Origin of the sequence: Nocardia harenae NBRC 108248, from assembly GCF_001612885.1 — a bacterium.
In the GTDB taxonomy this organism is placed as follows: domain Bacteria; phylum Actinomycetota; class Actinomycetes; order Mycobacteriales; family Mycobacteriaceae; genus Nocardia; species Nocardia harenae.
In genome coordinates this window covers 111,612-123,916 of sequence record NZ_BDBH01000015.1, presented here as the reverse complement: position 1 = coordinate 123,916, position 12,305 = coordinate 111,612, and the positions used below count along the sequence as shown (strand labels likewise).

Here is a 12,305-nt window from a genome sequence, read left to right as displayed (position 1 = left end):
CTCGCCGCCGGGCGGAACACCGGCGGGACCCGTCGTGCACCGCAGTGCTCCGACGGGAAACCGGCGTCTGCCGCACAGGTCGGCCTGCCGGGATTACCGGGCAAGGCGCATGCCCGAAGCAGCGCCCCGCACAGGCCAGGCACCTGCTGTGCACCGCGCCGCCCGGCGAGAAGAGCCGAACAGCCCTTCGAACGAAACGAACCCCATGAGCGTCACCGAAGTCAGCCCACCCGACACCTCCCCCGACGACGTACCCCCGAAATCACCCCGCCGAACCCTGCAACCCCTCGCCCTCCGCCTGCACTTCTACGCGGGCCTCTTCGTCGCCCCGTTCATCCTGATCGCCGCCGTGACCGGCGCCCTCTACGCCATCTCCCCCACCCTCGAGGCCCTCACCTCGAAGGATCTCCTGCGCGTCCCGGTCGGCACGACCGAGGCACCCCTGGCCGAACAGGTGCGCAACGGCGTCGCCGTCCGCCCCGACCTCACCCTGGTCGCGGTGGCACCCGCCCCCACCCCGGGCGACACCACCCGGGTCCTGTTCGCCGACCCCACCCTCGGCGAATCCGAGCGCCGAGCGGTCTTCGTGAACCCGTACACCGCCGAGCCGGTCGGCGAATCCGTGGTCTACGGCAGCTCCGGCGCGCTCCCGCTGCGCACCTGGATCTCCCAGCTGCACCGCAACCTGCACCTGGGCGAGCCGGGCCGGCTCTACAGTGAGCTCGCCGCCTCCTGGCTGTGGGTGATCACGCTGGCCGGGCTGGTGCTGTGGATCCGCCGGGTGCGCGCGCGGCGGGCCCGCAACTCCGCCGCCTGGCTGCTCGCCCCCGACTCCGCGCAGCGCGGCCGCAACCGGCTGCTCACCTGGCACGGCGCGCTCGGCACCTGGGTGCTGCCGATGGCGCTCGTCCTCTCCGCCACCGGCATGACCTGGTCCACCTACGCCGGCGCGAACATCGAGGAGCTGCGCGCCCAGCTGAGCTGGACCACCCCGGCGGTCAGCAGCACGCTGCCCGGCGCCGAACCGGCGCACCAGCCCGGCGGCGACCACCACGACGCCGGGCACGCCCCCGCCCCCGCCGTGGACCCGGCCACCCGGATCGCGGAGCTGGACGCCGTGCTCGCGGCGGCCCGCGCCGACGGCATCACCCAACCCGCCGAGATCGCCGTGCCTGGCGACGCGGGCCAGGCCTTCACGGTGAAGGAGCGCCGGATCCCCGGCACCTACACCGCCGACGCGGTCGCGGTGGACGGCGCCACGGGGCAGGTCACCGACCGGCTCCCGTACGCGGAGTGGCCGCTCATGGCCAAGCTCGCCAACTGGGGCATCCAGTTCCACATGGGGCTCATGTTCGGGCTGCTCAACCAGGTGTTGCTGCTGGTGAGCATGATCGGGCTGATCGCCGTGATCCTGCTCGGCTACCGCATGTGGTGGCGCAGGCGCCCGGCCCGCGCGACCGGCCGCACCCTCGGCGGCAGGGCGCCACGCCGGGGCGCGCTGCGCTCGACGCCGCTGCCGCTCGCGGTGGCCGCGGTCGCGGCCGCGCTGCTGGTCGGCTGGTTCGTGCCGCTCTTCGGGCTGAGCCTGCTCGGCTTCCTCGCCGTCGACGTCGTGCTCGGACAGCTCCGCCGCGCGCCGGCCGCAACGGACTGACCCGCTGTTTGTGCCAGGAGCCGCCGGGTAGCCGGTGAGTGTCCCGGTCGTCCGGCAGGACGACACCCCAGCCCCGGTTCCCGGATTAGTCCCGGAATGGGAAAGGAGTTACCCCATGAGCACGATGACCGCGGCAGTCGACGTCGAGGTTCCGGTTCGGACCGCCTACAACCAGTGGACGCAGTTCGAGTCCTTCCCGCACTTCATGGAGGGCGTGGAGGAGATCCGCCAGCTCGACGACAAGCACACGCACTGGCGCATCAAGGTCGGCCCGGTGACCAAGGAGTTCGACGCCACGATCACCGAGCAGCACCCGGACGAGCGGGTGGCCTGGAAGTCGGACAGCGGCCCCGAGCACGCAGGCGTCATCACCTTCCACCGGCTGGACGACACCCGCACCAGGGTCACCGCTCAGATCGATGTGGACCCGGACGGCTTTCTGGAGCAGGTGGCGGACAAGGCCGGTGTGCTGAAGCACCGCGTCAACGGCGACCTCGAGCGCTTCAAGAAGTTCATCGAGGAGCAGGGACACGAGACCGGCGCCTGGCGCGGCGATGTCCCGCGCCCGGACCAGCAGGCGCCCGGCGCCATCTGATCCGAACCCGGACAGCACGAGGGCCCCGGCCGCGGAGTACATCCGCGGCCGGGGCCCTCGCCGTGTGCTACTTGGCGGGCGCGATCCCCTCCGGGTCGAGCGGGGTCTCCGGGTCGGCGGGCGGGGTGGACGCCAGCTCCTCGACCGGGCGCAGCAGCACCCAGGCGATGAAGGCCAGCCCGACCACCACCAGGCCGATCCCGCTCCACAGGTTGACGTTCCAGCCGCCGGTCTTGGCCTGCTCGGCCGCGGTGTTGTGCACCAGCCCGGTGACGAGCAGGACCACGCCGTAGATGCTCAGCAGCGAGCCGACGATGGTGCGGATGTCGAAAAGCATCGGGGGAGCTCCTTATCCGACGAAGATGTTCAGCGCGATGACCAGCACCAGGGCGATGCCTGCGAGCAGCACCGGGCGCTGGTACCAGGGCAGGGAGTCGGCGTCGGGATCGGTGCGCATCTCCTTCGGCGTCTCCGAGTACACCAGCCCGGCCAGTTCGGCGGCCGGCTTCGGCGCGGTGAACTGGGTGACCACCACGCTCACCACGATGTCGACGACGAACGCCGTGCCCGCGGCCACGAAGCTCGCCCCCTGCCCGGAGAGCGAGATCACCCCGGTCTCGTTCAGCAGGAAGACGAAGATGGCGGAGCCGGTACCGGCGACCAGCCCGGCCCAGCCCGCGGTCGGGGTCATCCGCTTCCAGAACATGCCGAGGATGAAGGTCGCGAAGAGCGGCGCGTTGAAGAAGCTGAAGAGCGTCTGCAGGTAGTCCATGATGTTGGCGAAGCCGCCCGCGATGAAGGCGGTGAAGACCGCGGCCACCGTGGCGCCGATCGTCGCGATCCGGCCCACCTTCAGGTAGTAGCCGTCCGGCCGATCCTTCTTCACGTACTGCTGCCACAGGTCGAAGCTGAACACCGTGTTGAACGCGGAGACGTTCGCGGCCATACCGGCCATGAACGCGGCGAGCAGCCCGGCCAGGCCGACGCCGAGCAGCCCGTTCGGCAAGACGTCCTTCATCAGGTAGAGCAGCGCCTGGTTGTACGAGGTGTCGCCGGTGAAGTCCGGGTTGGCCGCGCGTTGCGCCTTGTACTCGGCCATCTCCGGCACCAGCACCGCGCTGATCATGCCCGGGATCACGACGATCAGCGGGATGAACATCTTGGGGTAGGCGCCGATGATCGGGGTGCGCCGCGCCGCCGAGATGGAGTGCGTGGCCATGGCCCGCTGCACCTCGACGAAGTTCGTGGTCCAGTAGCCGAAGGAGAGCACGAAGCCGAGGCCGAAGACGATGCCGAGGATCGACAGGAAGTTGTTGCTGAACCCGCTCAGCGCGTTGCCCGGCCAGGACTCCAGCTGCGCGGCGCCGCCGGGCGAGTCGATGACCCGCTCCTTCAGCCCGCTCCAACCGCCCGCCTTGTGCAGCCCGACCAGGGTGAGCGGCAGCAGCGCCGCGACGATCACGAAGAACTGCAGCACCTCGTTGTAGATGGCGGCCGAGAGCCCGCCCAGCGTGATGTAGGAGAGCACGATCACCGCGGCGACCACCACCGAGACCCAGAGCGGCCAGCCGAGCAGCACGTTCAGGATGGTGCCGAGCAGGTACAGGTTCACGCCGGCGATCAGGATCTGCGCCACCGCGAAGCTGAGCGCGTTCACCAGGTGCGCGCCGGTGCCGAAGCGCCTGCGCATGAACTCCGGCACCGAGCGCACCTTGGAGCCGTAGTAGAAGGGCATCATGACCACGCCGAGGAAGAGCATGGCGGGGATGGCGCCGATCCAGAAGTAGTGGAAGGTCGGGAAGCCGTACTCGGCGCCGTTGGCCGACATGCCCATGATCTCGACCGCGCCGAGGTTCGCCGAGATGAAGGCGAGGCCGGTCACCCAGGCGGGCAGCGAACGGCCGGAGAGGAAGAAGTCGATGCTGGACGAGACGCGCTGCCGCGCCAGCAGCCCGATGCCGAGGACGAAGACGAAGTAGAGCGCGACCAGCGCGTAGTCAACGGCGCCCGCGTCCAGCCGGAGGGTGTCGGCGGCGAGCACGGCCGTGTCGGCCGGTAAGGGGACTGCCGGTGGAACGGAGGACAACACGGATGAGTCGGGAAGCGGCACTGCATTCCTCCTGTCGAACCTGATTCGGGTCCTGTCCGGAGATTGTGCACCACGAGGGGGCTCCGCAGTGGGAGAAATCCTGGACAGTCGCCCAGACGCAGTCGAAGCTCCATCACCGCAGGCCGGAAGGGGTGTGCACCGCGAAGGCGGCGACACCGATCCGGCGAACCGGGCTGCGAACCCGGCCGAGTTGGCGCACAGTCGAATTCGTTGCGAACACGGCCCGCGCATCCGGCGGGCCGGGGGAATCGGAGGGGCACCATGATGCACATCACCGCGCGCGGAGCGGTCCTGGCCCAGCGGAGCGCGCTGCTCGGGCTGCCGTGGGTGGAGCGATTACGCACCCCGGCGAGCAGGCCCGCCCGCGCGGCCGGGTCGTCCGGTATACCACTGACCATCGAGGTCGGCGCGGCGACCGGGCGCGGCCCGACCGCGCTGGCGGCCTTCGACGCGGCGCTGCGCGAGCTCGGCGTCGGCGAGGCGAACCTGATCCGGCTCTCCTCGGTGATCCCGCCGCGCGCCCGGCTGGTGCGCGGGGCGCGGGTGCGCAAGCCGATCGCCTGGGGCGACCGGCTGTACTGCGTCTACGCCGCGCACACCGCGGCGCCGGGCGCGCGGGTCGCCGCGGGCGTCGGCTGGGTGCTGCGCGCCGACGGCTCCGGGCTCTTCGTCGAGCACGAGGCCGGGAGCGCGGCCGAGGTGGAGGCGCTGATCCGGGCCAGCCTCGTCGACATGGCTCGCCGCCGTGGTGCCGGTTTCGGCCCGATCCAGCTGTGCGTCACCGAGATTCGCGCGGTCGCCGAGCCGGCCTGCGCGCTGGTGCTCGCCGCCTACCGGGCCGCGGGCTGGGACGGCGCCCGGTGAGCGGGCTGCACGTGACCGTGGAGGGCAGCGTCCCCGAGCCGCAGATCGCGCTCTTCCAGGACGTCTACGAGGAGGCATTCGGCCCGCTGCGGGCCAGCGCCGCCGCCCGGCAGGTGTTGCATCCCAGCGAGTTTCGCGAGGAGATGGTGGACCCACGGGTGCACAAGCACGTGGCCCGGCTGCCGTCGGGCGAGCCGATCGGCGTCACCACGCTGACCCGCTGCCTGGAGACGGTGCCCTGGATCAGCCCCGAGTACTTCGCCGCGCGATACCCGGAACACGCCGCGCGCAACGCGATCTTCTACGCGGGTTTCACCCTCGTTGCACCGAGCGCCCGGCACGGCGCCGCGTTCCATGTCATGATCGAATCAGTGGTTCGGGTACTCGTGGCCGAGCGCGCGGTGGTCGGCTGGGATATCTGCTCGTACAACAACACTCGCTTCTCGTTCGCGGACGGCATCAGGGCAGCGCTGGACGAGCGGGCGAGCGTCGATGTGGCGGTGGAGGATTCCCAGATCTACTACGCGGCACGGTTCACCGGGAACGGCGCGACCGAGGGGGGCTGATGAACGTGCACGACGGACGACCGGCCGGGAAGCCCGTGCAGCCGGGGGCCGCGTGCTGCGCGCTGCTGCTGGCGGCGGGCGGCGCCGCCATCGGAGTGCACCTGCTGGCGGGCTCCGGCCCGGTGGCCTTCGGCGCCGCCGCGTTCGTCGTGCTCGGCTCGCTCGGCATGATCGGGTTCGGGCTGTGGCGGTACCGCCCGGCCCACCCGCTGCCCTGGTACCTGCTCTCCGGCTCGGCGGTGGCCTTCGCGGCGGGCACCACGCTGCGCGGCGCCGGGCAGCAGCCGCTGGACGACATCTGCACGCTGACCGGATACGCCGGAATCGGCGCGGCGGCGACGCTCTGGCTGCGGCCGCGGCAGGCGCGGGCCAACCACGACCTGCTGCTCGACTCCGGGCTGATCGGGCTCGGCGCGCTGCTCGCCTCCTGGACCTTCCTCATCTCGCCCATCCTGAGCTCGTCCGGGCCGGGTGCGGTGGCGCTGATCGCGGCGGCGTACCCGGTGCTGGACGCGCTGCTGCTGACGCTGGTGGCCTACTCGATGGCGACCGGAAGCCCGGAGCCGTCCCGGCGGCTGCTGCACCTCGGGCTGCTCGCCATCCTCCTCGGCGATCTCGGCTACAGCCTGGACACCGTCGGTGCCCGGCTGGTCGACCACGACGTGCTGCAGGCGTCGCTGCTGGTGGCGTACCTCACGGTCGGGGTGGCCGCGGTGCACCCCACCATGACCGCGCTCACCACCCCGCGGCACATCCACCCGCAGCACTCGCGGCAGCGCGCCAGCATGATCGCGGTGGCGCTGATCGTGGCCGCGCTGGTGCCGGTGGTCGGCTCCAGTCCGACCTTCCTGGATCGGATGGTGGTCTCCACGCTCTTCGCGCTCATGCTGATCGGGGTGCTCGTGCGCAGCGAGCGCGCCATCGTGCGCAGCGCCCGCAGCGAGCGCAGGGCGCAGTACCAGGCCGACCACGACATGCTCACCGGGCTGCTCAACCGCACGGCGCTGCTGCGCAGACTCGGGCGCTGGCCCGAGCACCCGCTGTGCGTGCTCTTCCTCGACCTGGACGGCTTCAAGCTGGTCAACGACAGCTACGGCCACGCCGTCGGGGACGAGCTGATCGCCAATGCCGCCTCCCGGATCCGCCGGGTCGTCGGCAACCGCGACGTCGCCGCGCGGTACGGCGGCGACGAGTTCGTGGTCCTCGCCCCGCTGGACCGGGAGCAGGCCGGTGCGCTGGCCGAGCGGCTGCTCACCGCCTTCGTGCGGCCGTTCGAGCTGAGCGTCGGGGAGATCCCGATCACCGCCAGCATCGGCATCGCCTGCGACGGGCCACGCCGCTTCGACGCGAGCGCCTACGAACTGCTGCGCGAAGCCGATTCGGCGATGTACCACGCCAAGGAGCGTTCGCTCGGGTACGCGGTGTTCGATGTGCCCGGCTTCGCCGGGCGAGTTCGCGGCGCTGTGTCGATGGCCCGGCCTTCGCCGGGCGAGTTCGCGGCCCTGGGAAGTCTCGCCGTTCAGCACTCGAGACTCGCGCCTTCGGCGCATGCGCTTCGAGTGCTGAACGACGAGACGGGCCGCGAACGGGGCTCGTAAGACTCGCCCCCTGGTTGGCTGGTTCGGGGTGGGGGCTCGAGGGGACTGGTTCGTCAGTCGCCGAGTTCGGTGAGGAGTTTTCTCGCCTGTTCCAGTTCGGCTTGGAGCTGGGCCACCTTGGCCTGCTGGTCGCGGCGGACGGCCTCGAGGATGCCTGCCACGACCTCCTCGACCTCGGGGTGCAGGATCTTGGCCGCCTGGGAGACAGCGGTGGTGCTGATGGCCAGGCCGCGGACCGTGCGCTTCTTGCCGCTCACCACGTCGACCGTCCACTCGCCCTCGGCGGTGCCGTTGAGCGTGATGGTGACCTCCGGCGTCTTCGCCTTGCGGGCCGTCGCCTTGGCCGGGCGCGGCTTGGGCTCGGCGGCGGCCGCCGGGGTGGCGGGCTTGGGGGCCGTGGTCGGCTGCGTCACGGGGGTGTCCTCCCTGGGGGTGGGTGTCGGGGCAACAGTATTCGCGGGCGCGCCGCCCGCGGGCGCCGGGGCGGAGCGGGGCGGGGCTGCCCCGGACGCCGCGGAACCTGCGGTACCCGCCCTCGAGCCGACTGCACCGGCACCGGAGGCCGAGCCGGACCCGGCCGCACCGGGAGCCGAGCCGGACCCGGCCGCGCCGGGAGCCGAGCCGGAGGCGGCGGCGCCGGACGTCGAGCCGGGCCCGGCCGCACCGGACGCGGCCGGTGCCTTGGCCGGCGCCACCCTGGCCGGCCGCGCGGGCTTGACCAGCGTCACCTCGACCGGCGAGAAGGACAGCACGTCCTTCGACCCCGTTGGCTTGACCTGCAGGAAATCACCATCGGAAGGATCACCGAGGGAGAGCACCTTGCCCGATCTGCCCTCCGGAACGCCGACCGCCGCCGCGGTGAACCACACCATCGGCGGCCTGCCCGCGGCTATCTCCGCCGCGATCTGTTGGATCTCGCTGTCGGACAGGGGCTTCGGCCGGTTACGTGGCGAGGGCATTGGCGGGCTCCGAGCAATCTGCGTTGGTGGTGGCGGCTGTGCGTCGATGATGCCGCACGGCACCGACAGATGGGCACCGAGCCGGGCGGAACGGTCCCCGTTTGAGGGCGGCGGGGGCGGGAACCCGGTCCGTATCCATCGAGGAAGGGGTTCTGTCATGTTGTTGCGCCGACTCGCGCGACCCTTGCTGGCCAGTGCGTTCGTCGTGGACGGGATCGACACCCTGCGCAATCCGGAACCGCGGGTGAAGGCAGCGACCGACCTCGTGCAGAAGGGCCAGCGCACGCTGCCCGAGGATGTCGCCACCAAGTTGCCGTCCGACACCGCCACGCTGGTCAAGGTAAATGCCGCCGCCCAGGTGAGCGCGGGCACACTGCTCGCGCTCGGGAAGGCGCCGCGGCTCGCGGCGCTGGTGCTGGCCGCGACGGTGGTCCCGGCCACGATCACCGAGCAGGATTTCTGGGCCGAGGAGGATCCCGATCGCAAGTCCGCGAAGCGGGCCGCGTTCCTGAAGGACGTGGCGCTGCTCGGCGGGCTGATGATCGCCAGCGCCGACACCGAGGGCAAGCCCTCGCTGGGGTGGCGTGGCAGGCGGGCCGCGAAGAACGCCGCCGCCACTGTCTCGGCGGCGCTGCCGATCGGGGCGAGCTCCGACGGCACCGGCGACGCGTTGCGCAAGCACGCGCACGAGGTCGCCGAGGCGGCGCGCAGCATCGCGGGCACCGCGGGCGCCAAGGGTGCGGTGATCGCCGAGGTCGCCAAGGATCGCGGCGCTGAGCTGGCCGAGGTCGCCAAGGATCGCGGTGCGGACTGGGCCGAGGTCGCCAAGGACCGTGGCTCCGATCTCGCCGAGATCGCCAGGGACCGTGGCGGCGACTGGGCCGAGACCGCGCGCAAGCAGAGCCGGAGGGCGGCCAAGAAGGCGCGCAAGCGGGCGCCGGTGCTGGCCGATGCGGCCCGCGAGCGCGGTGCCGAGCTGGCCGACGTCGCCAGGGACCGGGGCGCGAAGTTCGCCGACATCGCGAAGGATCGCGGCTCGGACTGGGCCGAAGTGGCCAGGGACCGAGGCGCCGACCTCGCCGACACCGCCAAGGATCGCGGCGCGAAGTTCGCGGACCTGGCCAAGGACCGAGGTTCGGATCTGGCCGACACCGCGAAGGGCCGCGGCGCGACCTGGGCGGCGCTGGCGAAGGACCGGGGTTCCGACCTCGCCGACACCGCCAAGGATCGCGGCATCGACTGGGCCGAGCTGGCCAGGGATCGCGGCGGCGATTGGGCCGACACCGCTCGCAAGCGGGCTCCCGAACTCGCCGACACCGCGAAGAAGCGCGGCCGCCGGGCGGCGAAGAAGGCGCGCAAGCGCGCGCCGGAGCTGGCCGACGCGGCCCGCGAACAGGCGCTCACCGCGCGCGAGCGCAGCGCCCGGCTGGCCGAGATCGCCCGCGAGCGGGCGCCCGAACTCGGCGACGCCGCGCGCTCGCGGGCCGAGCTGGCTCGCGACCGCAGCGTGCACCTGGCCGAGCTGGCCAGGGCCCGCGCCGAGGTGGCGCGCGACCGGGCCGAGGCCCGGCTGCGCTGAGGCGGAGTTCTCCGGCCGCGGGTTTCGCCGAACCCGCGGCCGGAGACGCCGGACCGCATGCCGGCGATCGGTCAGCCGGTCGCCGGCATGCGGCGTTCCCGATGCCCGATGATGGTGGCGAGCGAGGAGACCCGGCGCAGCCGGTCCCCAGCTCCGCCGATCTCGACCGCCCGTTCCACCGGCCTCGCCCCGGTGATCCAGACCAGCCGCAGCTGCGAGCGGTCGGCGGCGCACTGCGCGTCGAGCAGCACTCGCAGCCCGGCGGCGGCGAGGAAGGTCACCGGCGTCAGGTCGACGACCAGCGTGCCCGCTCCGTCGGCGGCGGCGCTGAGCCGCGCCTTCAGCACCGGCGCGGTGGAGAGGTCGATCTCGCCGCCGACCGTGAGCAGCGTGATGTCGCGCCGCAGCCTGGCCTCCGAGAAGCACACCGCCGCACCGGTTCCGGGCGCGACCAGATCGGGCTCCGGGCGGCACGGGCGATCGGCACCGGGCCCTGCCGGATGAGCGGCCATCGAACTCCTCGACCGGGCGGCACGAAACCGGGCCGGGACGGGCCGCCCGTGCCTCTCCCGGCTTACAGCGATACCGAGAGCATAGGGCTCCCCGCGCATTTCGTCCGCGTGTCTCGCCGGAGGCGCGGCCGGGAACCCGTAACGAATTGCCCCCGAGCATGATCCGAGCAACCGATACCGGACGGTCCGGCGTTACACCATGTCCGATTCCGGGAACAGCGCCTCCAGCGAGTCCGAGACGGCGCCGCAGCCGCTGCACTCGAAGCGGACGCCGAGCGCGAACCACCACTCCAGCCGCAGCGCGCAGTTCTCACACAGCAGGTCGATGCCGGCGGCCCGGCAGCAGCCGCGGCCGCGCGCCCAGCGATCGGCCCTGGTCGCGCAGCGCGCGCCGTCGATCCGGAGGGTGCAGCGCGGCAACTCGGCGAGACCGGGCACCATGGCATCGAAATGCTGTGCCGCCGTGGTGTTATCCACCGTTCTCCCCTTCTTCGTCGCTGCGTCCACCCGGTTCATCGAGCCCCGCTGGAGCGGTGTTACCGCAGGTGGGGCGGGTCACGTGCTCAGACGGTGCCGCCGGACATGCCGTCCGAGATGCTCAGCGCCTCGCCGTTGAACCGGCCGCCGTGCGGGCCGACCAGCAGCAGCACCAGCCGGGAGACCTCCTCCGGCTCGATCAGCCCGCCGCCCTTCGCGAACATGGCCTCGGCGTCCTCGCGGGTGGGGTTCTCCAGGTCGGGGAGCAGCACGCGGTAGGTGGCGGGGTTCATCACCATGTCGGTGCGGACGCCGGAGGGCAGCACCGCGTTGGCGGTGATGCCCGCCTCCCCCACCTCCAGCGCGAGCGACTTGATCAGCCCGATGACGCCCCACTTGGCGGCGGCGTAGGCGCCGGAGCCGGTGGCGCCCATCCGGCCCACGATCGAGGAGGTGGCGACGATCCGGCCCCAGCGCCGCTCCAGCATGGTCGGCAGCACCGCCTTGACGCTGTGGAAGACGCCGGAGAGGTCGATGTCGATGGTGTCGCGCCAGGTGCGCTCGTCGGTATCGGCGACGGTGCCGTGCGCGGCGATCCCGGCATTGGCGAGCAGGATGTCGATCCGGCCGAATTCGCGCAGCGTCTCGGCGGCCACCCGCTCCATGTCGTCGCGGCTGCGCACGTCGGCGCGCACGGTGTGGCAGCGCCCGCCCGCCGCGCGCACCAGGTCGGCGGTCTCGGCGAGGTCGTCGAGGGTGGCCAGCGGGTACTGGAGGCCGGGCAGCGGGGCCGCCAGGTCGGCGAGCACGATATCGGCGCCCTCCGCGGCGAGCAGGGCGGCGTGCGAGCGGCCTTGGCCGCGCGCCCCGCCGGTGATCACGGCGACCCGGCCGTCCAGCTGTCCCATTCCCGGCTCCTCACGCGCGGTCGTGGCTTCGATCACCCGCGACCCTACGCGCGCGCGGGCCACCCGATGCGCGGACGGGAGCGGCGCGTCGTACCATGCGTCACAATCCGCGCACCCGTCTCGAGGACGTGGCCGTACCGACGGCGACACCTTCCGCCCGTTCGTGGTGGACGAACGTAATCCACAGATTGAGAGCACTGCGCCGTGAAACTCGACCAGGACGAACACCGGACCGTCGATGACCTGCTCGGCGGTGGCGTCGCGACCGTCGTCGCACCGGACGAGCCGAGGGCCCTACCCGGCGAGCCCGAGGGCGACGACGCCCTCGCCGCCCGCTTCGCGCTCTCCGGGCTACGCAGGCTGATGCGCAATGCCGCCGGGCTCTCCCCCGAGTCCATCGACCTGCTCGCCGCCATCACCGACCGGCTGCGCGCCGCCGAGGGCGCGCTCGCCGACCCGGCGACCTGCGACACGGTGCGCTGA

The 12,305-nt window shown here is 72.2% G+C and carries 13 protein-coding genes; 7 read left to right on the top strand and 6 right to left on the bottom strand.

Features of this window, described 5'->3' with window-relative positions; translation table 11 throughout:
• The first annotated feature begins 205 nt into the window (after positions 1-205).
• Positions 206-1,654 (top strand): PepSY-associated TM helix domain-containing protein, encoded by a 1,449-nt coding sequence (locus NH2_RS26100; protein ID WP_067659907.1) that lies wholly within the window; start codon positions 206-208, stop codon positions 1,652-1,654.
• Positions 1,655-1,769: 115 nt separating this feature from the next.
• Positions 1,770-2,249 (top strand): SRPBCC family protein, encoded by a 480-nt coding sequence (locus NH2_RS26095; protein WP_067659904.1) that lies wholly within the window; start codon positions 1,770-1,772, stop codon positions 2,247-2,249.
• 67 nt (positions 2,250-2,316) lie between these two features.
• Here NH2_RS26095 and NH2_RS26090 read toward each other — a convergent pair whose 3' ends face one another.
• Both NH2_RS26090 and NH2_RS26085 read right to left on the bottom strand, forming a co-directional pair.
• The gene (locus NH2_RS26090; RefSeq protein WP_067659901.1) at positions 2,317-2,586 is read right to left on the bottom strand and encodes a hypothetical protein; all 270 of its coding nucleotides are present in this window, start codon (positions 2,584-2,586) and stop codon (positions 2,317-2,319) included.
• Between the two features lie 12 nt (positions 2,587-2,598).
• On the bottom strand, positions 2,599-4,290 hold the full coding sequence (locus NH2_RS26085) for a sodium:solute symporter family protein (protein ID WP_067659898.1): 1,692 nt from the start codon (positions 4,288-4,290) through the stop codon (positions 2,599-2,601).
• 330 nt (positions 4,291-4,620) lie between these two features.
• Here NH2_RS26085 and NH2_RS26080 point away from each other — a divergent pair, with 330 nt between their 5' ends.
• From NH2_RS26080 to NH2_RS26070, 3 genes are read left to right on the top strand one after another with little or no spacing between them, the layout of a single operon-like run.
• The gene (locus NH2_RS26080; protein WP_245650767.1) at positions 4,621-5,223 is read left to right on the top strand and encodes a pyruvoyl-dependent arginine decarboxylase; all 603 of its coding nucleotides are present in this window, start codon (positions 4,621-4,623) and stop codon (positions 5,221-5,223) included.
• Positions 5,220-5,789 (top strand): hypothetical protein, encoded by a 570-nt coding sequence (locus NH2_RS26075; protein WP_067659896.1) that lies wholly within the window; start codon positions 5,220-5,222, stop codon positions 5,787-5,789. The genes NH2_RS26080 and NH2_RS26075 overlap by 4 nt, the downstream gene beginning before the upstream one ends.
• Positions 5,789-7,387: a GGDEF domain-containing protein gene (locus NH2_RS26070; protein ID WP_067659894.1), complete on the top strand. Its 1,599-nt coding sequence runs from the start codon at positions 5,789-5,791 to the stop codon at positions 7,385-7,387. The genes NH2_RS26075 and NH2_RS26070 overlap by 1 nt, the downstream gene beginning before the upstream one ends.
• Positions 7,388-7,440: 53 nt before the next feature.
• Here NH2_RS26070 and NH2_RS30255 read toward each other — a convergent pair whose 3' ends face one another.
• Positions 7,441-8,346, bottom strand: a complete 906-nt coding sequence (locus NH2_RS30255; RefSeq protein WP_067659891.1) for a DUF6319 family protein — start codon at positions 8,344-8,346, stop codon at positions 7,441-7,443.
• Positions 8,347-8,503: 157 nt separating this feature from the next.
• On the opposite strand from NH2_RS30255, the gene NH2_RS26060 reads away from it, so the two are divergent.
• Positions 8,504-9,925, top strand: a complete 1,422-nt coding sequence (locus tag NH2_RS26060) for a DoxX family protein (protein ID WP_084505901.1) — start codon at positions 8,504-8,506, stop codon at positions 9,923-9,925.
• 71 nt (positions 9,926-9,996) lie between these two features.
• Here the strand turns inward: NH2_RS26060 and NH2_RS26055 are convergent, their stop codons facing one another.
• From NH2_RS26055 to NH2_RS26045, 3 genes are all read right to left on the bottom strand, one after another.
• Positions 9,997-10,437 (bottom strand): STAS domain-containing protein, encoded by a 441-nt coding sequence (locus NH2_RS26055; protein ID WP_169811539.1) that lies wholly within the window; start codon positions 10,435-10,437, stop codon positions 9,997-9,999.
• A gap of 192 nt (positions 10,438-10,629) precedes the next feature.
• A complete protein-coding gene (locus NH2_RS26050) occupies positions 10,630-10,914 on the bottom strand; it encodes a hypothetical protein (protein WP_067659887.1) in 285 nt (94 codons plus the stop codon).
• An 86-nt stretch (positions 10,915-11,000) separates the two neighbouring features.
• The gene (locus NH2_RS26045; RefSeq protein WP_067659881.1) at positions 11,001-11,822 is read right to left on the bottom strand and encodes a mycofactocin-coupled SDR family oxidoreductase; all 822 of its coding nucleotides are present in this window, start codon (positions 11,820-11,822) and stop codon (positions 11,001-11,003) included.
• Between the two features lie 204 nt (positions 11,823-12,026).
• Between NH2_RS26045 and NH2_RS26040 the strand changes: the two genes are divergently transcribed.
• Positions 12,027-12,305: a hypothetical protein gene (locus NH2_RS26040; RefSeq protein WP_067659878.1), complete on the top strand. Its 279-nt coding sequence runs from the start codon at positions 12,027-12,029 to the stop codon at positions 12,303-12,305.